This is a genomic window from Nocardia yamanashiensis NBRC 100130 (genome assembly GCF_001613325.1).
Lineage (GTDB): Bacteria > Actinomycetota > Actinomycetes > Mycobacteriales > Mycobacteriaceae > Nocardia > Nocardia yamanashiensis.
The window spans coordinates 30,963-52,786 of sequence record NZ_BDCD01000038.1 but is presented as its reverse complement, the minus strand read 5'-3'; the positions used below and the strand labels follow the sequence as shown (position 1 = coordinate 52,786).

Genomic DNA, 21,824 nt, shown 5'->3' with positions numbered 1-21,824 from the left:
CTAGCTCGCCGAGGTGATGGTGGAGTTGAAGCCCGCGGTACCGCGATCGGCGGACCGCTCGAGGTGACGGTGCACGGCCGCGCGCAGGGCAGGCGACGCCGCGTCCATCAGCCGCTGCGGGTTGGATCCGACGAGGTCACTGAGATTTCCCATGGCAATACATCCTTTTCAGAGAATCGCTACCCGCGACGTCCTCGATCAGCATGCGAGAGCACTGCGTCTCGCGACGCCGGCGCAGCTGCGGATTTCACCCGGGGAATCGGAGACATCCCGGAGTTTCGATCCTACTGCGCGAGAAGATGATCCGTGCCACACCCTGCCCCCCACGGGTGAGAACAGGCCGACGCCGTCGGCAGCGAATATTTGATGAGAACTGGGTTACGAGAGGCACAACCATCGGTAACAACCAACTGTTGTTGCCGGACAACACCTTCGGCTAGCCTCGCGCCAGATCCCGCCTCAGGTCACCTCACCCGACAAAGCAGTCCGGTGCCGAAAATGGGGGAATACCAATGAATTCCGACCCAGAGGGTTGTTGCCTACCCTTACTCGCGGTGCGTTCCCTACTGGCGCGCTTGGATCTGCGGTGGCGGCGGCGCATCCGGTGGATGCTCGGAATTCTGTTCGCGCTGTTCGTGTTTCCCGGAATCGTCGGCGCGGTCGCGACCGCCGACGGAGGTTCGGGAGGGTCCCGGATCGACGGTCTGGCCTGGATGGATGTTCGTGATTCCTCGGGTGTGCCGGTGGCCAACTATCAGTTCGTCACCAACCATGGCAGCCTGCTGGCCCTGGACAACACCACCATCTCGACGCTGCTGGGGCTCGAGTTCATCGGATACCTGGCGATCGTGATCACCGCCATCTGGCTCATCGGCTACGCGTTGAGTTTTCAATGGCTGAACCTGCTCAACGACAGCCTGGCCGGCATGGCGCGGACCTTCGCCCACCAGCTGGCCACCCCCGCCGTGCTGGTCGCGGCGGCGGGGATCGGGGCGTTCTGCGTGGCGTGGTTCCTGCTGCGCGGCTATCACGCAAAAGCGGTCGTGCAGGTGGTGACCATGCTCGCGGTGGCGATCATGGGGCCGGTGTATCTGGCCGATCCACTCGGCGAGGTGTTGTCCTCGGACGGACTGCTCGCACAGGGCCGCAATGTCGGGGTGGCGGTGGCCGCGGGCCTGACCGGCGACGCCAATCCGAACATCAACCGGCTGGTGACCGGATTCCAAGGCAATCTCGCCGACCATTTCGTGCGAATTCCGTTGCAGGTCTGGAACTTCGGGCACGTGATCGATGATCTGCCCGCCTGCCGCACGATGTGGTCGGCGGCCATGACCGCGGCGAACGAGGATGCGGTCAAGAAAGGTCTGCGCGCGTGCGGCGACAACACCGCCGCCACGCGTGCCGACCACCCCCACCTCGGGCAGGTCGGCACCGGTGTCATCGTGCTGGTGTGCGGCGCCCTGCTGCTGGCCTTCGCGGCGGTGCTGGCCGTACGGATCATCAGGGCGGCGCTGGACACCATCTGGACCGCGTTCGCGACCGTGTTCGGTTTCGCCGTGGGCGGATTCATCTATGGGCCGACGCAAAACAATCTGATCCGCAGCCTGGTGCACAGCCTGGTCGCCGCGGCCAGGATGACGCTCTACACCATGTTCCTCGGCGTCTACATGCTGCTGCTGTCGAGCATCTTTCGCCAGGCCCACGGCGAGGTGATGAAAGTGCTGGTGACCGCGTGCGTGATCGAAGTGGTCGCTATCACTCAGCTCAAGAACCTCGGCCGGAGCCTGTCGGCCGGAAACGAGTGGATCGCCAATCGTTTCGCGTCCGCGGTGCAGGGCGGGATGGCCCGGGCGGGCGCAGGCGGCGGCAGCGCGCTCGGGATGGGCTCAGCACACGCGCGCGCCTCCCTCGGCAGGGGAATGGTCGCCAAGCTGGGAGCCCTGGGCACCGTCAACAACTCGGCCCTGACGGCCTGGCTGATGGCGAAGACACCGGGTCCGCTCAATCCGAACGCGCGCAAACGTCGCGACACCGAGCTGATCAACATGGACAACGCCCCGATGAACCTGGACTCCAATATCTGGAATCAACGCGCCCGCGACGGCTGGCGTCTGAAGGCCGAGCAGCGCGCCCTCGCCGACCGGCCGACCAGCCTGCTATCGGGTTTCAACATCCTCGACGGCCTGGGCGACAGCAAGGTGCCTGATGCCCTGATGATTCCGCTGCTGACCGAGCGCGGGTTCAGCGCGGACCAGGCCAATCTGATGTTGCGGGTGCTGAGTGTGCAGCGGGCGTCCCGCTCCAATAATCCCGCGGGTGTCGCCCCGCTGCAGAACGCGGTAGCCGCCACCAACGCCATTCACAACCATCTCCGCGACAGCGACTCCGATCAGGTCATCATGGCTTTCGCAAGTCAGGCGGTGGTCGCCTCCGACAACTTCCTGCGGCACGCGATGGCGCCGATCGACGCCGCCAAGGTCGACCAGCTGTTCGTGGACAAGGTGCTCAACGCCTCGGGCTCGGAGGCGAGACTCGCCGCGATCACACCGCAAGAGTGGCAGCGCGCCAACCGCGACACACAGCGACAGATCGGTAATGAGCTGGCCCAGCGACACAATGACGCCGCGCAGGAGTACGAGCAGGTGCTGTACAACGGCGCGTCTCCGCGCGGACCCGAGGCGGCGGCCGCTCGCCGCAAACTGCTCCAGGCCACCCTTCCGATCAATTACCTACACCCGGAGAACAATCCGTCACGCCCGAGCCCGTTCCACACGTTCGGCTGACTACTGTGAACCGAGCCCACACCCGGGACTTCGTCACGCGACACGACGCCGTCGTACCATGCAGAGCCGCCACCGCGAGCCTGTCAGAGCCCGGGTCGTCAATCCACCGATACTGTTGTGGTAGTGCTTGTTTCAGCTCCACCGTGCGGCTTCGAAGGTGTCGGGCAGCGCGACCACGCGCACGTTCAGGCCGGTGCGCGGGGCTTCGACGCACTGGTTGTTTCCGAGATACATCATGACGTGGGTCGGCGACTGCCCGCCTTTCATGCTGGATGACGGGAAGATCAGGTCGCCGGGCCGGATAGCGCTGGGCGACACGGGCGGCAATCTCTCGTATTGCTCTTGGGAGGTGCGCGGGATCGAGGCTCCGGATGCCCGCGCCGCGTATTGCATCAGCCCCGAGCAGTCGAAGCCGCTCGGTGTTGTCCCGCCCCACACATAGGGCACGCCCTGCTGTCTCAGCGCGACCAATGCCGCTTGCCGCCCCGGCCCGCCGCCGGAGTCGATGGCGAGGCCGGAATGCCTGCCGCCCACCAGGTTCACCAGATATTGCGCGGTCAACTGGTCGATGGCGGCGGCGGTGTCGGCGGCATTCGCGTTCGTCGCGCCGACCAGTGACTGCCCACGCTGGAGGGCGGCGGTGAGGATGGCACGCACTTTCTGCTGGCCGGCGGGCGTGTAGGTGGCGCCGCCGACGGCGGCCAGTTCGACATCGAGTTGGGTCAGGAAGCGGCCGAGTGCGGCCCGGTCGACCCGCTGGCTGCCCGCGAACGACGTGAGGTAAGCGGCCAGCTGCTCGTCGAGGTTGCGGAAGGCGGCCATCGCCATGCGCTGATACAGCTCCGTCGCACGCAACGCGCGCATGGTTTTGCCGTCACCCGCCCCCGTGCTCGCTGTCGACACACCGCCGGTTCCGGGCGCGGTCGCCGGGTCGCCACCGTAGGCGGCCCGCAACACTTTCAGGACCTCGAGGGTGGCCCGTGCTTGCGGGGAAAGGACTTTCGGGGTTGGCGTTCCCGTCGGCCGCGGTGACACGGCTGGAGAGGCGGAGGTGCCCGCGAGTGGCGCGGCACCCGCCGAGCGGGCGGCGAACGCGGCCGCGAAGTCCTTCGCGAAGTCGCGTTCCTCGACTCCCGGATCGATCGCGGACACCGGCACGGACCCGGCCGGCAGCTTCGGTGCGGCAACTCCCTCCGTCCGGGCGGACGGCGTGTGGGTGGCGGACGTGCCCACCAGGGGCGCGGCACCGAGCGGCCGATCGGCGATCGCGCCCGCGAAATTCCTGGCGAAATCGCGTTCCGCGAATCCCGGATCGATCTCGATCGCGGGTTCGGCGACCGCGGCGACGGCCGCCGAGCCGGCGAGTGTTGCCGGTCCGGTCGGTGTAATCGATTGCGCACCCCCGAGTTCGGCCCTCGAGGTCGCCCCTTCCGTTGCGGCGAGGGCCGGGGTCGGACCCACGAATATTCCGGTCGGCGTCGTCGGTTGCGCCAGTTGCCATTCGGTCACCGTGTTCGATCGCTCCAGCCCGGCGACGCCTGAAATCCCGCCCGGGACGGCCGCCGACCAGTCCTCCAGGTCTGCGGCGCTCGCCGCCGGGAAGGCAGCCCCAAGCCCCGAGGCCTCATCGCCGTTCGGCTTCGGCGCGTCGGCCGTCGCACGCGCCGAAGTCCACGGTGTGGCACCGGACCGGCTCGGCTGCGGTTCGGCGGCAGTATCTTCCGGCGTGGTGCTCGCCGGTATCGAACCGGTCACCAGTCGGACCCGAGAATCCGGTTAACTCGCACCTCCGAGTCCTGCGGCAGGGCCGTGAGTGTCAGGCGCGCGGTCGCCGGGTCATCCGTCAGCATCATGCCCTCGCCCATCGCGATCCCGACCCGGCGAGGTGCCTGTTCGAGGTATTCCCAGTACACCAGGTCCGCAATCGAGATCGCCGCGGGATTCACACGCTGACCACACATGCTTTGCGCCACAAGCGTTTCCGGTAGCGACGTCGTCGCTGCGGACCCGGTCTGGCAATTCGTGGCGGACGTGTCCGTCGAGGGGCCGCGCCCAGCGGTGGCGGAGATGGCCGGGGTGCTGGGTCCGGCGGTGGCGGAGACGATGTCGATCGTCTCGCGAGTGCTCGGCGCGGGACAACCTGCAGCCCGCGTGAGGGCGGCGCGACGGAAGATGGCCGCGATCACCGCGGCCGGCTCAGCGGCCACGCCGACTGCCTGCGTCTGCTGATCGGCCAGGACGATTGCGATGCGCTGCACACACAGCGCGTCCATACATTCCCGCTGCTGTGGCGAGAAGCCGGTATCCGAATTGCCCGCGGACCTTCCGGGGGGAGGCCCAAATGTGGGTGAGGCTGACGGCATCGAGCCGGGACCTGCCGACGTGGCACATTCGGTGCTCAGGTCAGCCGACATCGACGAGTCGATGGGACCCAACGCCGACACGATCACCGTGAAGACCAGACCCAACCCCAGGGTCACCACTATTAGCACGGGGATGGGCCAGCGGATCACCAACGCCCGCACCACAAGTTGTTTGATCATCGTGTACCTCCCTGCCGCCGCGCTCGCCTCGACCCCGCGCGGTGACCTCGGCGCTACTGATATTCGCGCGCCACTCGTTCCATGGCTTCTCGGTAATCGACGGGGGTGGCTTTGGCATTCTTGGGGCCATGTTCCGGTGCGAGTTGATTCTCGGGTTGAGTCATGCCGTAGGGGGTCCGCCGGGCGGTCGCTTCGGCGGCGACCAGCGGCCGGATAGTTTTGTCCATCAGGGTCAGATCGCCAGGGGTCTTTTCCAATTCCTTTGACGCCGAAATAAACTGGTTATCCAGCCGATGTCCGATCGACGCCCACATGAGCCGAGCGGCGTCGGTGCGGCGCTGCGTGTCGCCAGGTGCTCCCTCGTGTGACTGCAGGGTGTTGAGCAGTAGGACCAGATCGGGTGCTTCACTGCCGATATCGGTCTTGACACGACCTTCTTCATCCTTCGCGAGATCCCATTTCTTCTCCGTCGAGTCATAGGCCACCAGCCCCTTGAGTGTGTCGCCTTGCACGACCCGAGCCAGCGCGACTAGTCGTTCCTGCGTGGGGTTGTCCATGTATTCGGTGACGAATGCCTCATGCGCGGCAGGGAGTGGGATGTGTTCAGGGCTGTCTCGGTGCATATCCAGCGCCACGCCGCGCAGGTGCGCGAGATTCGCAGCGACGGTGCGGATCTCCTCCCGAGTCGCGTTCGGCCCGGCTGCGGTGAGCGCCGCGGCGCCTTTGCGAAGTTGGAGCATGGCGGCGATTGCTCTGCCGCGATGCAGATTCGACGAATAGCGATCGGCAGTCCCGGTGATCTGCTGGTAGGTCCCGAGAGTGCTGTTCAACATCCCTCCGCGGGTGCTGGCACCGGCGCCGATCAGTCCCGCCAACAGGTCGCCGTCGCCCGCGCCGATGTTCTTCATTGCGTGAATCGCCGCAGCCTGGCCTTTGATGGAATCAATACCACCATTGGCATTCGCCGCCTTCCGCGCCGCATCGCTGTGCAGTTTGCGCATGTGGTACGCGGCTTTCAGTCCACGGCGCGCATCACGGGAGTAGCGGCTCAAAGGTGCCCGGGTTCCCATGAACATCCATTCGGTGAGCGGTGACCCGTTGATCGCGGAGGCCATGCCGAGCATCCCCATCACGCCCAGCCCGTGCCGACTCGCCGCAGCGGCCCCGATGCCGGCCGATCCGCCACCACCACCTCCGCCGCCCTGTATGGCGGCGGCGAAACGTCCAGCCACCCAATCGTTTCCGCGATCCAAACTGTCCGACAACCGGCGCAGCTGGAGGATCGCGACGATCTCGATGATCGCGCCGATGATGAATGCTGGGAGCACCTGACCGTGCGCCTGCTCGAACACGTTGTTGATGAGCATGACGTACACGGTCAGGAACACCACCTCCGCGGCCATCCGCGCGCCGGCGAAGAAACCGGCCACCAGATTGCGTATGAGGAAGGTTTGGGTCGGTCCATAGACGAATCCACCTGCGGCGAAGCCGAATACGGCCATCATCCCGTGGAAGATGGAGTCAAGCGCGGAGTGCACGACGCGGACCGAGAGCACGACGGCGAAGGCCAGCAGCATGATCCCCGTGATCAGGATCAGCAGCCCGATGCCGATCTGCCCGAAGGTCACCTGAGAGGCGGCCTGTGAGGCGGCCATGTCGCCGCAGTTGCGCATCCCCGCCTTCATCATGTCGTCGTTCGCGGCCATTGTGGCCGCCGTCCAGGCGGCGCGGCAGGAAGGCAGTTCGTCGACTACATGCCCGAAGTTCCATACCTGCAAAGGACGGCGCGCGAACCCGTCGGCGAGTTGTTGCTGCATGTTCGTGATGAGCCGGTCCGGTTGCGCGTGACCGTCACCGGTGATGCCGGCCGCAACCGACAGACCGACATCGCGGCCTTGGGCCAGCCAGCCCTCGGGCGAGAGTGTTTCGGCCAACGGGTCGGCCAGGAATACCGGTCCGATGATCGCCACGAAGATCATGGTGACGATCTGCATGCTCGCCTTGGCATGCAGGCCACGCAGTACGAAGGCGGCCACGCAGGCCGCGCCGACGGTGCTGGCCAGGATCAATACGGCGCTGGTACCGATGTCATGGGCGAAGGCGCGTCCGATTCCGCGCATCGGCATGGCGATGATGTTGAGAAAGCTCAGGGACAGGATTTCGGGGATCAGCCAGCAGACGCAGATCGTGATGATCATCCATCCGGCGCATTCGAGTTTCACCACGAATGCCGTAGCCGTGGTGAGCGGATGCAGGACGCCACCCCTGTCGATGAAGATCTGATAGCTGGCCAGATTGACCCCGGCGGAATCGCGGACATTCAACCCACCCAACGCGTTTCCCGCTGCCGCAGTCCCCGAGGGCGAGCCGGATTCTGCCAGCGCGACGGCGCCCAGGCAGCACGGCAGGATGACCAACGCGGTGACCAGTGCCGCGAGGGTCACCGCTATACGGCGGCGGCGTGAGACCCGGGTCCACGCTCGCAGTCGCTGCCAGGCTCGCGGCAGCGTCGGGATTGTCAGGTCGGTCCGGAGCAGCCACCCGAGCACCGGCTGGTCCAGGTATCGGCGCACGGGGCCCGGCGTGATCATGTGAGTGCCTGGCGATCGGTGGTGGTGCGCCCTGTTTTCGGCGTGCTGGTGATCGCGGCGGCCCGGTCAGGTCGTGCGGGGCCCAGCACCTTACCGCGGCCGATCCTGTTGAGTGCGTCGCGCATGAACATCTCGCCGCGTCGTTCCTCGGGCACTTGGCGGCCCTGGCCGACCGGCGGGGAGGTCTCCTCGCGCAGGATCTGCAGCAGGTACGGCGCTTCCTCGAGATCGACACCGAGCCATTCGAGGCTGTTGCGGGCCAGCGTTTCGTCGCGCTGGCGGAACACGAAGCGGTTCGGGATCAGATTGTGGGCGGCGCCCTGGAAGTCGGTCGCCGGATCGTGGGAGGCCAATCCGATTGCGGCCAAGTGTTTTCGGCCATCGCGGCTGAAATCGGAGGTGACCGCCGCGCCGACCTGGGTTTGGGTGAAGTGGTGGGCTTCATCGCCCACCAGTAGCCCGAAGCGGCCGTTGTCGCTGAGGAACGCTTCCCGGGCGGCCACACCGACCAGTTCGTACAGGGCGGTGCCGAGGCGTTTGGTCAGCGGCAACCGGTTGTACAGGTGCGGGGTGGTGAGCTCCTCGGCGGTCGGCAGCGCCACGTGATGGCTGCGCACCACCGTGGCGGCGGCGTCCAAGCGTAGCGGCGGCAGGTGCGGGTCGAAGAGCACCGGTACCCGCTCCGCGACGGTCCCCAGGCGCGCGGCCAGATCGGCGTACTCCGCCGCAAGGTTGGGGTCCTGCCGTAGTTTCAGCGCCACCTGGTACAGGTCACGCAAGGAACGGATGCGGTGTTCGGCGATTGCGCGTGGGGTCAGCAGTGCGCTCGCGGCCGCGCCCGCGCCCGAGGTGGGTGAGAGATCCAGCAGCGGCAGAATCGAATCCAGGGTGCGTTCGCCGGCGATGCCGGGTTCGAACAGGCGCAGCGGGTCCAGCGAGACGGTGGGGTTGGCCAGGTCGATGATCACCGCGTCGTCGATGGCGGAGGCGAAATGCTCCCACTCGCCGACCTGACTGCGGTCGATGGCCAGGAACTGACCGCCCATATCGTGCACAAGCGCCGCGATCAGTTTCAGGAAATAGGACTTGCCTGAGCCGAGCTCGCCGGTGACCGCGAAAGACGCGGACAGATCGTGGAAAGCGGCCTCCATGATCCCGAAGTGGATAGGTTCGAAATGGCCCGACATCAGGTTGACCCCGATCACCGGCCCGCTGTCGTCACCGATCTGACTGGTGGTGAACGGCACGAACCCGGCCCACATGTCCGAGGGCACGATGTGGGCGTAGTCGTCATAGGCGCGCCGGCTCGGGCTGCCGGGTACCAGCATCGACCACAGGTCGACCTGCGCGCCCAGTGGTGCGGTGAGATCGATCTGGAACCGCTTGTATCGGCGTTTGAGCGTGTTGACCGCGTCCAGGGTGATGTCACGGGAGGGGCTGCCTACCGCGATCACAGTCGTGAACGAGACCTCCGATTCGGCGCCGTTGACCTCGAAATGCTGGTTGTATTCGCCGAGCATCTGCGCCTTGGACAGCAGGGTGTTCTGTGCGAAGGACACCTCTTGGTCGCGTTGGTCCATCTGCTCGCCGAGCCGGCGCAGGTTGGTTTCGTTGTTCTTGAGCACCTGATCGGCGGGTTTGGTCGAGATCCGGATGCCCCAGTCCACGGTGACGCCGTTGAGTCCTTCGAGCACGTTGAGGAATTCGCTGCCGCCGGGAAAGGTCATGCCCGCGTAGGGAAACGAGTGCGGGGTGAGCATCGCCTGGTAGGAAGGCTGGTACTCGAAATCGGGTTGCACCACTTTGATCACGGGCACGAACGAGGGTCGAAGGCGGCGCTTGCTGTCGGCTTGTGCGCCTTCGTCCAGGGCCGCGGAACGAAAGACCGCGGCGGTCGCGTCGTCGAGGGCTCCGGCACGAGTCGGCGCCACCGGATCGCCCGATGCGCCCCGGGACAGGTAGTGCTCCCACAGCCATTGGAACAGGGCAGCCGGGACCGGGACCGGGTCGAAGTCACCGCCGATACGCGAGAGGATCTCACCGGCGCGCTCCTCGTATCCGGCGATCTCGGTGCGCGAGATCGACGAGGGGTCGAAGCCGGTTCCGCCGCGCCACAGCCGCGAGACCGCCGACATGCCCGTATTGGCCGATCCCACCGGTATCGAAAGCAGAAACAGCCTGGTCTGCGGCACGATGGCGCGCACGCGTTCATAGGATGCGACCACCTCGAGCGCGTAGTCGTCGCACTCGTCGAGGTCGATGCCCTCCACCATCTTGCCCAGCACGTCCACGGTATTGAGCCGGGCTTGGATGCCCAGCAGCAGTGATCCGTTCGGCAGGTTGTTGATCAAGGAGTGGTGGGCGAGTTTCACATCGAATTTGTCTCCGGATTTGCGCAGCCCGTAGCCGATGGGCTGGATGAAGTACATGGCGCAGACCAGGCCCGAGTGGGTGAATTGCAGGTTGCCGCGGATGGCCGCGGTGGGTTGCAGGTCGCGATCGAATGCCATCAGCCGCGCTTGCTCGCGAGCAGGGCCGGAATATCGCCGAGTGCCAGCACGGGCTTCGCACCGGCCGCGGGCTTCGATTGCCGTGTCGTGGAAGGCATCACCACCACCACGCTCTCCTCCACGAACAGCAGATTCCGGGCGGTGTCGATGTCCACCGGCATCCCCGAGGCCGACGCGGGTTTGCGCAGGATCAGTAACCTGGTGAGCCACATCGCGCGCGAGGTGAGGCGAACACCGGTGTAGGGCACTAGTCCGAGGGAGAACACCACGATCGCGGTCAGGATCGCGCCGGTGACGAAGGTGACCGCGGGGTTGGCCGGCAGGTTCATCGAGCACACCGCGGTCACCAGCAGCATGACGGCCGCGGCCGCGATCTGTGGCAGCGTGTAGGGGCCGAAGGGCAGGCGCTGCCCGTTCTGGGCTTTGCCGATCATCGTGGGCACGCGCTTGACCGGCGTAAAGACCTTGATCACCTGACTCATCGATAGGTACCGATCGGGTGATTGTCGATGACGGCCTTCGTGTCGTCGCGGGCGTAGTTGATGACGGTCGGCAGGACCCAGAACACCACGGCCGCCAGGACCGCCGAGCCGGCGACGGTGAGGACCTTGCCGGGTGAGAGCTTGTTCTTGGCGGCCTCGGCTATCAGGATGGCCATGCTCGCGATGGTGAGAACGATGATGCCGATCCATCGGAAGGCCAACAGCACGTTGACGAGGATATTGGCCAGGCTCGTGCCCATGGCGATGTCCTTTCGAGAGGTCAGTTCTGGGTTGCCGGCGGGATCGGCAGCGCGGCGCTCGAGGGCGCGCGCGAAGCCGATGTGCCGGCGCCGCCACTGGCCGCGGCTTGCTGATCGGTGACGACCGTCAGCGGATTGCGCAGTGCGGGAACGGCTTCTACCGAGCGCACCTGCCACTGCCCGGCCGCCCGCACCATGGCCAGTGGATAGGCCAGGGTCGGTGCGGCGGTGCCGTCGATCTTCGGGTTGACCATGGCCAGCACCCGGGCACTATCGCCCCCGGACGCACCACAGCCCGTGCTGTCGGCGGAGACGGTGGCGGTGTCGGTCGTGGTGAAAGGGGACGGTTTGAGCGCGGTGATGCCCGAGTCGGGAGTGGTGTAGCGGGCGATGTCGCCGCCGCCGGTCAGCAGGGCCTGCAAGAAGCCTGCCGCCACCTGGGCCAATGGTGTATCGGGTGAGCACGATGTGGGATAGCCAAGGGCGAGGTCGTACCCGCGGCCCGGTGCTTCGACCGCGGTGGGCAGAGTCAGCGCGCGCAATCGGCCCGCCGAGACCGCCACCGACACCCGGTAGTGCTGTCGTTCTTCGGCCGCGCCCGCGCGTTTGGCCATCCGCACCGCGAGGGTCACGGTCCACACATCGATGTCGCCGTTCGATACCTGCCGCTCGACGTAGACGACGACCGGATCCGATACCGGGCGGCCGGTGGCGGGAAGTGTTGCCTGGCGCGCCTCGCCGACGAATTCGGCGAGGCGTTCCTGCTGGCCGGAGCCGGCGCTCAGATATTGCGTCACGAATTCTCGGGCGAATGATCCGGCCAGTTGAGCTCGTCCGAGGAGCAGAATTGTCGAACTCTCCGACGGGCCCGCAGGCGGGTCCGAGAAGGCGTCCGCCACGGCATGGCCGCCGCCCATTATCGCAAGAATCGCCAATATCGCGACTACCACATTATCGCGGCGGCGGCGGGCGGCCATTCGGCGAAGCAGGATCTCACCCGATTCTGTCCGTTTACCACCGAAAATGCTCACCTCAGGAATGGTAGGGATCCCACGGTGGGTGCACGGAAATTATCATTCCCATCGATGGGAGGAGATCATTGGAGCACGCTGCGTCGCATCCGGCAGGTCATACGATGTCGTAGCTGTTCGTCGTAGCCGATCGGCGGACCGGTGTCGAGCTCGTCCCTCGGGTCAGCAATCGGTTCCGAAACACTGAATTCCTCGGCGGCCCGGACGAACTGAACGATCGCGAACGGCTGTGTAGAGAATCCGGGATATGGGTAGAGCAACAGCGACGTCGGGGCGTATCCGCCTTCATAGTCCAATGTCCGAACGGTGGCGCCCGCGGTATATCCGGCACGGACTCGGTCACTCAAATCCCGCAGCCGGGTTTGATCACGCGGATGGAAGACATCACCAGGATGAAAGAGGTAGTCCCAGCGCACCCAGGGCGCCGGATCGGTAAGCCAGTGCGAAATCGCGCTGTGCTCGAGGTGTACCACAGCCAGGTGGGTGCCGGCCCGCCGATGTGCCTCGCGTAGTCCGACCCATTCCAAGGCCGGGCCTTGGGTGGACAGTTGGCCGGTGGTGACGTCCTCGATGAGCAGCCACGCCCCGCGCGCCCGGTTGTCGTCCCGGGCGCGGATGGTGATGAGCCAGCGCCCGGATCGTCCCGCTGCGTCCGTGACGGTGGCCTCGAACTGCAGTTTCTTGCCCGGCCGAGGATCGTAGAGCAGGTCCAGGACTTCGCCATGACGGTCGAAGGCCGATACCCGGTGGAACAGCTCGGCGATGGACATGCGCGGCGTGTACTCCTCCGGCGCGATACCGGTCAGTTCGGTGATGCCGCTGGGCACGACGATCGTCTGCGAGGCCAGATCCCAGATTGCGCCGACGGCCGGTCGCGGCTCGGAGATCGCCGTCCGCGCCGGGCCCAGCCACAACCGCACCGCATGCACGTCGCCCGCGGGGCCGAACACCGGACGGATCCGCAGTGCGTGCGGGCCAGCTTTGGTCGCGGCGGTCAGATTCAGATCGTCGGCGCGATCACGTACCGACCACACCGCCGTGGTCAGTGCGGCACTGGTGAAAGCGTCATAGAGTGCGGGGGTTTTGGTGAGCTGTCGCTGCAACGCCCGCTGCCAGCCGACGAAGTCGCGGGGTGCGCCACCGACCGACACCACCGAAAGTGTCTCCGGCGCCAGCATTTCCGCCGTTATCCATGGAATCACAAGGCGCTCCGCTTCATGCCCGTTCGTACCAGCCGTTGCCGTGCGGCGACCCGCCCCCAACTTCGCCACGAAAGCAATGTACCGTTAAATAGCGGTACATTCAATGGATCCATGGTTGCCGCATCGTCGAAACGATCTGATTGCCAACTAATCGCTACTGCTCGGGCTCTGCTGTCAGAGCTAGAACGCTCGCCCCGATCAGCATCCCGATCTCTCCCAATTGCGAAGGTACGCAGCGTAATCCGGTTAGAAAGCCGAGGCGCGCGTGTTCGGCGACCGCCGCGTTGAGGGGCTTCCACAGCGGCCGACCGGCGGCAGCCAGCGGACCGGCCACAACCACCCGATCGATGTCCAGCACCGCGGCTACCGAGGCGGCGGCTCGGCCCAGCGCGGTGCCGGCGCGTTCCAGTGCGGCCACCGCCGCAGTGTCTCCGTGCTCAGCGGCCAGCACAAGATCGGCCGTCGATTCGCCCCGCCAGCCGCGAGCCCGTGCCCATCGGCGTAGGGATCGACCGCCCGCCACCGCTTCGAGACAACCGTGGCCACCACACGCGCAGGGTTCGTCGAACCCAGGAACCAGCAGGTGGCCGATGTTCCCGGCATTGCCCGTGCGCCCGACCACAGCGAAGCTCCCGACCATGACGCCGCCGACGATCCTGTCACCGGCCCATAGGGCCACCGAATCTCCGGCGTTGGTGGTGGCCCCGAGGGCGCGCTCCGCCAACGCCAGGCAGACGCCGTCCAGCGCGAGCTGTGCCGGAGCGCCGGGAAATGCCGCGGAAACCGCCTTCATGAGATCGAAACCTGTTCGCCACTGCGGTATTTCGGGCGGCGCGACCACACCAGCGACCAGGTCGATCGGCCCCGAACAGGCGATGCCGAGCGCGGTGGGCTCCGCGCCGGCCGCGACCTCACGCACCAGCTCGACGCATGCCTGCCACGGATCCTCCGGTGGGATCGGGATTCGCCGGATGTCGGCCTCTTCGACCTCCTCGGCCACCTGACAGGCAGCGAAGCCTTCCGGGCCGATCTGGAGCGCGATCAGCGCCATGAATTACCCACTATCGCAATGGTTTCCGTCGATTGGCAGCGAGTGATCAGAAGTCGGTACCGGTCGGCCGGAGGCTGCGGCCGAGCACCAGGTGCCGACGCGGCGTTTCGGGCGCGGGCTCTGCACGGGCGGGGGCGGCTCCGGTGCGCACGATGCGCATGGGCCGCTTGTGATCGATCGGAACGGTGCGATGCCGGTCGAGGTCTTCCACGATGCGGCCGACGTTGTCGTAGGGCACTCCGGCCCAGATCATGGCACGGGGCACATCGCCTCGCGCGGTGAAGGTTTCGACCAATTGCGTGCAGCTGGCCAGTAGTGGGCAGTCGTGGCAGACGCGCATCGCGTTGCGCCACGTTTCGGGGGTGCCGACGTCGAGATCCCAATCGCTGGGGTCATCAGCGCAGGGAGGGCGCTTGGACGAGGTGGTCGCGCTGTGCACAGCGGGCACAGATGACAGGGCGTTGCTCATAGCCGTCTCCGGGAAAAGCCGGGGCACACCGGGATTGCGGTGGTGCCCTCGTATCGGGCGGGCATCAGGGCTGCTCTACAGGCCCCGGAATCCGGTGGGAAAAGCCGGTGCTGGAACGTTAACCGACGTGTGTCCAGCCTGCAAGTCATATACCGTTAAATAACGGGCCATTGACTTGGGCGTAATTTTGTTGCATCGTTGCTTAACGGCTCGCTACATCCGAACCGATTCTGCACAGTTCGAGCTCGAGGACGATCGGCACAGTGGAGTACACAATCGATGAACTGGCGCGGGCGGCCGAGACGACTGTGCGCAGCGTCCGCGTATACCACGAACGCGGTCTACTTCCGTCACCTGACGTAAGGGGCCGTATCGGCTACTACGGCACCGGCCATCTGGACAGGCTGCAGACGATCAGTCGTTTGCTCAGCAGGGGGATGAAGCTCAACGGCATCCGCGAACTTCTCGATGCCTGGGACCGCGGTGATGGTCTCGCCGACATCCTCGGCGTTAGCGAGCCCGCTGATCCGGAACCCGAGGCTCCCATGCTGGTCGATCCCACGGCGGATCTACCCGACTACCTCAAACGGGCCATGGCCGCCAGCGGCGACCCCCTCGAAGGATATCGGCTGACCAATCCACGCTGCGGTGACCTGGCGGCCAGGTTGGTGGACGCCGGCCTGCCGGCCACCGAGGCGCTGGTGCTCATCGAACGCTTCCGCGCCGACTGCACCGCGCTGGCCGATCGCTATGCCGGGATGCTTTTCCACCAGCTGGCCGGGAAGGCATATGAGGGGTCCGAGCGTACGCACAAGGACGCGGCGACCTTCGAGACCAATCTCGCCATCACCCGCCTGATGACCACTCGTGCCGCGACCGAAGTCATCGATCAGACACTCGCCCGCCGCGGCGGACTTCCGTTGCACTGACAGCAATACCGTGAACGAAGGTTCACGACCGAGCGTCCTTCTTCCGAACAATGCTGTGTCCTTCTAGGTTGTCCCACACTTGCCCTGCAAGCCTCCGTCAGCGGCGGGTGTGGGAACAACCTCGAAAACCCTCGACTTACGATCACTTTCAGTGATGGATATCGCGTTCGTGCACACGCGAACATCAACTCTGGTCGAGGCTGCCGAGCTCACGCACGATGCTGGCGAAGGCATGGATCTGCTCGTTCTCCGCATCGCTGCGCCATACCAGGCCCCACCGGACCAGATGTGAATCGGTGATCGGTACATAAGTGATGCCGGGGCGGCTGTAATACCGCGCGATATGACTCATGCCCGTGGTCAGGGCGGTGCTGGTACTGACCGTGGTCAGGATGTCCTCGAGCGTCGAGATCGGCGTGACGCGCTCGATCGGCCGCCCTTTCGGGGTGAAGAAGGGGCTGACTGCGTCTTCCCAATAGTCCGGCAGCGGCGAGCTGGGTTTGAACACGCCGTAGTCGCCGAAAACCTCCAGGGACAAATGCTTTTCGCCTGCGAGGTCGTGGTTGTCGGGCATCACCACGACCATCGGCTCGGCGGAAATGACCGGTCCTACCGTCAGGCCGGGTTCTTCGACCGGGAGCCAGGCGATCACGATATCGGCCTCGTCGCGATAGAGAGGACCGAACTGGTCGCCGAATTCGGTGCTGCGGATCTGCAGCTGCCATCCCGGGTGCCGGGTGCGGAAGGCATCCCAGAACGGTTGGTAGTCATAGGGGTTGTAGCCGATCATGGCTACCCGCAAGACCCCCGTGATGCCCAGAGCCACCGAACGCGCGTTTTCGATGGCTGACAGGACCCCGTGATAGGCGGGTTGCAGCTCAGCGAGCAGTTGCCGGCCGAGCATGGTCAATTGCACGCTGCGCGGGTTGGATCGATCGATCAGGCGGCCGCCGATGCGGCGTTCCTGACTCTTGATGGACTGGCTGATCCTGGCCTGCGACAGATGCAATCGTTGAGCCGTCCGTCCGAAGTGCAACTCCTCTGCCAGTACGAGGAAGATCTCGATGTCCCGCAATTCCATGGCGACATTCTCACGAACCTTCGGTAGCCATCAGGAGGACTTTTCACGCCAACATGGACACCGGACTACGCCACTGCCTGCTAAGCGGCTTCGGCTTGGCGTGGCTGCTTCTCGTCGAGTACCAGGATGCGGGCGGACGGACGGCGCCAGGTGTAGCGCCGCTTCTCGAAGTCCCAGAATCGATAGATGGGGTACTGCACAGCGTGCGCCAGCCACGCCATCCGGATGAAGATCTGATGTATCGGAAGGACTTCGAAACCTTGGTCGACGATCGTCTGCAGACCCGACTGCTGGTACTGCCACCAGCGGCGCAGGCTGGTATGACGGCGCCGAGCGGAGGTCTGGGCCCGCAGCTGGGTCAGTAGCATCATCGGCAACCGTCGTTTGCTCAGGCACAATGCGAGATCGAGGTCGTCGATCACACCCGGCCGAGTGCTGACGTCCTCACGTACCTGCTCCCAGGCGCTGCGCCGGATGGCCATATTGGCACCCTGCAGATTGCCGACGGGTCCGCCGAGTTTGCCGCGCTTGATCTGCAGCCAGAGACCGAACCTGAGCAGGAACCCCACCGGCGAGTCGAAATAGGTGGTGATGCCGGTGAGCGCCGCGACGTCGGGATTGTCGGTGAAGTAATCGCGGACCACCGCCCCCCACTCCGGGCCGACGATCGTGTCGGCATCGACTCGGGCGATGAATTCCCCTGCAGCCCTGTCGAATCCGGTGTTGCGAGCCTGCGCGATGCCACGTACGGGTTCGTGAACGAGATCGACCTTGGGGTGGGTCATTCCGTATTGGGCCACCATCGTGTGGGTGCCATCGGTGCTGCCGTTGTCCACGACCACGATCTGGTCGATGGCATCCTGGACAACCAATCGCTCCAGTGTCGAAAGGATATTCGTGCGTTCATTCAATACCGGGATCACGACGGACAACACGATCGGACGGGATTTGTTTTCCATGGGTACCACTCCGTTCGAACATCTTTGCCGGTATTGGGTTCCGGCGTGTGAACGGTAGCGAGGTCCCGACCGAGATGTTGTCGATCGAATTCCCAAGGGCGGGAAGGTATTTCGACTATTGCTCAGACACGCGCCAGCGCACGGAACCCCGGTGACACAGGGATATGCGTCAAGCCCGGGCGCAGGATCACCCCGGTGTCGGTGGTGTCGACATTGGCCTGCGGATACACCACGAGTACCTGGCGCAGTCCTTCGGTGAAATCACGCCGGAATTGATGACGCCGGCGTCGATCGGAAGTATCGGCAACCGAACCGAATTGGACCATCAGCGATTCCCACGGCACGGTCGTCTCGTGCTTCACCGAGAACATCCGGTAGGTCAGCCAAGCGTAGATGTCCAAGCGCAGCGCTGATCCGCCGAGCGCCTTGATGGCGTTGATGTCCAAGGGGACCGGGTGGGCGGTGACCTCTCGGAAGAACTCGTCGCTCAACCGCACCGTCGAGGAGAACAACGACGGGTGATCGTCCTCGGACTCGGTACCGCACCAAATGTTGTACGCGCTGGCAACATTGAGCTTCGCCCCGATCCGACGATTGGCGTCGCCCTTGTATTCGATGGTCAAGGTCGCATTGAACAACCGATGCGACTGGGCGCGCATACGAGTCAGCGATCCGTTTTTGCCACCCGTGGCGGTCAAACCCATCGAGGCCATGAAATCGGTCAAGCTGTCGCCGAGCACGATTTCCGGCGACCGGGTGCGCACCGCCTCGGTCGAGAGGAACGTCAGGATCAGTCGGGGCATCGTCCCGTACGGGTAGCCGACTGACATCGGTTTGTTGTCCTCGCCGGTGGTCATGCCCGGCTGCACGGTCAAGGAGAGGTCGCCGTTGCGTCGGCCCCAGGCCGGCACGTCACCGGGATCGCGGTAAGGCAGCGAGGTCTGGGTGAAGACGCGGGCCAGATACCCGACCTCTTGTTCCCCATCCCATATGCCGGCGGCGGCGCGCACGATGTCCAAGGGGCTGCGTCTGGCTCGTGACATGCGCGTCAGCATGGCACGCACCCAGGAAATTCTCAGTACTGGGAAGATTGGCGGGGGCAGGTAACTCCGGTTCCGCCATCGCACAACGGCCCTGAATCTCCCGAGGCCGCCGCACGCTCAGGACCGCGAATCGGCTGGAGCAGGATCGAGTTTGGCGATGATGACATCGTCCCAGACTTCGACATTGACCCGCCGCTCATAGGTCGTCCGGGCGGTCGTGGCTCTCGCGATCGTATTCTCATAGTCCTGTACCGCGATGTCGCGCTCAGCGGCGTTGACGTCCGGCCGGTTTCGCATCTCGTGATACAGATCGCGTGTCTCGCTCAGCTGCTTCGCGGTGGGATGGTCGTGCTTGACCAGTTCAAAGGCAGCAACGACGTCCAACACGGACTTGGCCAATTTCCTCATTTGGGCCTCGATCTCGAGGAGATGGCCGCTGGTGCTGACGATCGTCTCGGCCTGCAGGGTCCCAGCCGGCTTCCAGTATTCACGCACAGACAGGGCGTCGCGGCTGAGGTCCGGCGCCAGCTTGTTGTGTACTTCGTCGCAGAACCGAACCAGCGACTCGGCGAAATCCGTCGCCGAGGCTGTCTTCGCGCCCTTCGTCAAGGATTCAGCGAACACGATGGCGTCGGTGTACTCCTTCTCGTCGGGTGTGAAGAAATCGGGGGGTGGCTGGGGGTTCAAGGGACTGCTGCATTCCCCCAGCGGCGTCATAGCACTCACGACCTCGCGCGGAGCACGCCCACCACCACCGATGATGCTCGCACCCTCATCGTCGATATAATCGTACTTACTGGCCGCCGCACGGATGAACCGGGCCATGCCTTGCAATCCGGTGAGCTCCGTGAAGCTCTCGTTGACCAGCTCCCAGCCTCGCCGATTGAATCCGTTGGCTGCCCCGGCCGAGCGTGGGTCACCCCCGGGCGGCTCCATCCATTTGTTCGGCAAGCACATCAGCGCGGCGTCCACGGAGTTATCCATCGACTTTGCGGCCTTCTCCAGCACAGCGCGGTTGACGTATATCGCTTGACCACCGGGCGGTGTCGTGCCGCTCGAGTCCACGCGGTTCGCCTTCAGTTGTTCGACGCGTTCATGCAAAGGCGGCGCAATCGGGCCGACACCGGCGGCAAACCTGCGGAGGGCGTCTCCCGCGTCGTCCGGTATGCCCATCGGGGCGCCGGGTAAACCAGGCGTGAGATAGTTGGCCACACCCTCCAGGAGATTCTCACCGTCCAGAAGATCCTTGATTTCGTCCCCAACTGACACAGTTCCTCCGATCAGGGCCGTTCACTGCACGTCGCCACACCGTCGACCCGCACGCGGCGAAATACATTGACGCCGAAGCTTTTCCAGCTCTCTTCCAGATGCATTCTCAGCGCTTCTCATTCGCGGGAACGAATCCGGTCCGGCGGGTCGGACCGTCGGACCGTAGGCTCGACTACGGCGTACAATCTGGTATGTACAGTATACTGACGGTATGGCCGACGTGACTGCGACTACGGTGAAGGTCTCGGGCGCGACCCGGGACCGGCTGGCGGCGCTCGCCCGCAAGGGCGAAACGATGGAAGACGTGATCACCACGTTGCTCGACGAACATCAGCGGGCGCAGGCCCGTCGCCGGCTGGCTTGGGAACGGCGGCTCGCTCATGCGAACGCCAACCCCGCCGCGGTGGCGTGGGGTGAGAAGACCTCCGAGGATATGGTCCGGTACTTGGAGGAGCGTCAGGCCGCACAGCGGTGATCGGTTTCGTGCTCGACGACACCATCATTCACGCTTTCGCCCACGGAAGTGATCATGTCGCGCGCATGATCGCCGCCAATGACGCGCGCAGTATCCGGATGGCGGTGCCGAGCGTGACGCTCGCCTTGGCCAAGGTGGAGCTGTCCGATGAGCAGTGCGATGAGGTCGACGGGGTCATCGAGTTGCTCGAGCACATCGATCTCGATGGTTTGCATTCCGCTACGGAGGCGACCGACTTCTCCAGGGTGATCATCGAATTCGGTGCGCTACATGATCTCGCCGCCGCGCATGTCGTGCACACTGCCAAGCAACTCGATTGGCCCATCGTGACCGCGGACCGTGACCGGTGGACCGCGATCGAGCAGCAGCTGCCTTACCGGCTCGAGTTGTTCGTCCTTTCCGAAAACACCTGAGCACGCGAGCCCATCTGTTCGGCTTGCGGACCGCGTCAGTCACCAACGCACCGCCGCGTTGGCTCGATGCCGGAATGTCGAGCGCACCTCTGTTCATTCGAATCGGGTGAGCCCAGGGTCGGCTGCGTGGAAATACCGTTGCAGAGGTCAACCACTGCGAAGCCGACATAGGCGCGACCCGGTTCGAGGTCCGAGCGGCGGCTTGAACCCACGAGCGGACCCGCCGGCAACGGTGCTGGCGGGCCCTTCACCATCCCTGAATCCCGGCATCCGTTCCGAGTCAACGTCGTACATAAGACGACTCATACGACAGTATGTACGACGTTGAATGGAAACGACTCTCCCCCAGCAGATCTCGTCCCCTCAGGGGTAATCGAAACCCACCGAGTCATGTCGGCATCCGAGCACCTGCCGGCCCCACCTACCGACCACCCCGGCCGTGTCTGGTGCTCACAATCGCCACTGGACCTTCCCGGTCTTTGCACCGGCCCGCGCTGTCCCGAGGCTCTGCGATTGCATTTGCAATAGCAAGTTCTACCACTGGTTACCTCGTATTGTGCTGCGGTTTGCCATGTGCCAGGATCGACCGCATCGGCGCGGGGGCAGCGGAGCGAGGCGGCCGAAATGCTGCATCGGCGCAGCACTTTTCGACTGTTCACCCGCCACGAGGAGACGCTTGCCATTGATTCACACGGTGATTCGGACATGGCGTCTGGCCATGCGCCCGAATGCC

19 protein-coding genes are annotated in these 21,824 nt (G+C 64.9%); 4 read left to right on the top strand and 15 right to left on the bottom strand.

Annotated features, from left to right (window positions below; all coding sequences use genetic code 11):
- On the bottom strand, positions 1–153 hold the full coding sequence (locus tag NY1_RS43335) for a hypothetical protein (RefSeq protein WP_157762658.1): 153 nt from the start codon (positions 151–153) through the stop codon (positions 1–3).
- Between the two features lie 401 nt (positions 154–554).
- On the opposite strand from NY1_RS43335, the gene NY1_RS35375 reads away from it, so the two are divergent.
- Entirely contained in the window at positions 555–2,783 is a 2,229-nt protein-coding gene (locus NY1_RS35375) for a hypothetical protein (RefSeq protein WP_157762656.1), read from the top strand.
- A gap of 132 nt (positions 2,784–2,915) precedes the next feature.
- Here the strand turns inward: NY1_RS35375 and NY1_RS35370 are convergent, their stop codons facing one another.
- The 10 genes from NY1_RS35370 to NY1_RS35325 all read right to left on the bottom strand — a co-directional run bounded on the left by NY1_RS35370 (position 2,916) and on the right by NY1_RS35325 (position 14,922).
- Positions 2,916–4,538 carry a C40 family peptidase gene (locus NY1_RS35370; RefSeq protein WP_067721527.1) on the bottom strand — a complete coding sequence of 541 codons (1,623 nt, stop codon included), beginning with the start codon at positions 4,536–4,538 and terminating at the stop codon, positions 2,916–2,918.
- Entirely contained in the window at positions 4,535–5,326 is a 792-nt protein-coding gene (locus tag NY1_RS35365) for a hypothetical protein (RefSeq protein WP_067721526.1), read from the bottom strand. Before NY1_RS35365 ends, NY1_RS35370 begins: the two co-directional genes overlap by 4 nt.
- Before the next feature lie 53 nt (positions 5,327–5,379).
- Positions 5,380–7,917: a hypothetical protein gene (locus NY1_RS35360; protein ID WP_067721525.1), complete on the bottom strand. Its 2,538-nt coding sequence runs from the start codon at positions 7,915–7,917 to the stop codon at positions 5,380–5,382.
- Positions 7,914–10,427: an ATP-binding protein gene (locus NY1_RS35355; protein ID WP_067721524.1), complete on the bottom strand. Its 2,514-nt coding sequence runs from the start codon at positions 10,425–10,427 to the stop codon at positions 7,914–7,916. Before NY1_RS35355 ends, NY1_RS35360 begins: the two co-directional genes overlap by 4 nt.
- Positions 10,427–10,909, bottom strand: coding sequence for a hypothetical protein (locus NY1_RS35350; RefSeq protein WP_233434624.1), 483 nt, complete (start codon positions 10,907–10,909; stop codon positions 10,427–10,429). Before NY1_RS35350 ends, NY1_RS35355 begins: the two co-directional genes overlap by 1 nt.
- On the bottom strand, positions 10,906–11,169 hold the full coding sequence (locus NY1_RS35345) for a hypothetical protein (protein ID WP_067721523.1): 264 nt from the start codon (positions 11,167–11,169) through the stop codon (positions 10,906–10,908). The genes NY1_RS35350 and NY1_RS35345 overlap by 4 nt, the downstream gene beginning before the upstream one ends.
- A gap of 20 nt (positions 11,170–11,189) precedes the next feature.
- Positions 11,190–12,086: a conjugal transfer protein gene (locus tag NY1_RS35340; RefSeq protein ID WP_267888487.1), complete on the bottom strand. Its 897-nt coding sequence runs from the start codon at positions 12,084–12,086 to the stop codon at positions 11,190–11,192.
- Positions 12,087–12,265: 179 nt separating this feature from the next.
- Positions 12,266–13,402, bottom strand: coding sequence for a GAF domain-containing protein (locus tag NY1_RS35335; protein ID WP_267888486.1), 1,137 nt, complete (start codon positions 13,400–13,402; stop codon positions 12,266–12,268).
- 154 nt (positions 13,403–13,556) lie between these two features.
- Positions 13,557–14,453 (bottom strand): ROK family protein, encoded by an 897-nt coding sequence (locus NY1_RS35330; RefSeq protein WP_067721521.1) that lies wholly within the window; start codon positions 14,451–14,453, stop codon positions 13,557–13,559.
- 46 nt (positions 14,454–14,499) lie between these two features.
- The gene (locus NY1_RS35325; RefSeq protein ID WP_157762655.1) at positions 14,500–14,922 is read right to left on the bottom strand and encodes a hypothetical protein; all 423 of its coding nucleotides are present in this window, start codon (positions 14,920–14,922) and stop codon (positions 14,500–14,502) included.
- A gap of 263 nt (positions 14,923–15,185) precedes the next feature.
- Here NY1_RS35325 and NY1_RS35320 point away from each other — a divergent pair, with 263 nt between their 5' ends.
- A complete protein-coding gene (locus NY1_RS35320; protein WP_067721519.1) occupies positions 15,186–15,851 on the top strand; it encodes a MerR family transcriptional regulator in 666 nt (221 codons plus the stop codon).
- A gap of 184 nt (positions 15,852–16,035) precedes the next feature.
- Here the strand turns inward: NY1_RS35320 and NY1_RS35315 are convergent, their stop codons facing one another.
- The 4 genes from NY1_RS35315 to NY1_RS35300 form a co-directional block, all read right to left on the bottom strand.
- Positions 16,036–16,932, bottom strand: coding sequence for a LysR family transcriptional regulator (locus NY1_RS35315; protein ID WP_067721518.1), 897 nt, complete (start codon positions 16,930–16,932; stop codon positions 16,036–16,038).
- Positions 16,933–17,012: 80 nt separating this feature from the next.
- On the bottom strand, positions 17,013–17,891 hold the full coding sequence (locus NY1_RS35310; RefSeq protein ID WP_067721517.1) for a glycosyltransferase family 2 protein: 879 nt from the start codon (positions 17,889–17,891) through the stop codon (positions 17,013–17,015).
- 122 nt (positions 17,892–18,013) lie between these two features.
- Complete coding sequence (locus NY1_RS35305) at positions 18,014–18,934, bottom strand: replication protein RepA (protein ID WP_067721569.1); 921 nt, start codon at positions 18,932–18,934, stop codon at positions 18,014–18,016.
- A gap of 117 nt (positions 18,935–19,051) precedes the next feature.
- Positions 19,052–20,146 carry a hypothetical protein gene (locus tag NY1_RS35300; RefSeq protein ID WP_157762653.1) on the bottom strand — a complete coding sequence of 365 codons (1,095 nt, stop codon included), beginning with the start codon at positions 20,144–20,146 and terminating at the stop codon, positions 19,052–19,054.
- Positions 20,147–20,414: 268 nt separating this feature from the next.
- On the opposite strand from NY1_RS35300, the gene NY1_RS35295 reads away from it, so the two are divergent.
- Both NY1_RS35295 and NY1_RS35290 read left to right on the top strand, forming a co-directional pair.
- Positions 20,415–20,678: a hypothetical protein gene (locus NY1_RS35295; RefSeq protein WP_067721515.1), complete on the top strand. Its 264-nt coding sequence runs from the start codon at positions 20,415–20,417 to the stop codon at positions 20,676–20,678.
- Entirely contained in the window at positions 20,675–21,091 is a 417-nt protein-coding gene (locus NY1_RS35290; protein ID WP_067721514.1) for a hypothetical protein, read from the top strand. Before NY1_RS35295 ends, NY1_RS35290 begins: the two co-directional genes overlap by 4 nt.
- Positions 21,092–21,824 lie beyond the last annotated feature (733 nt).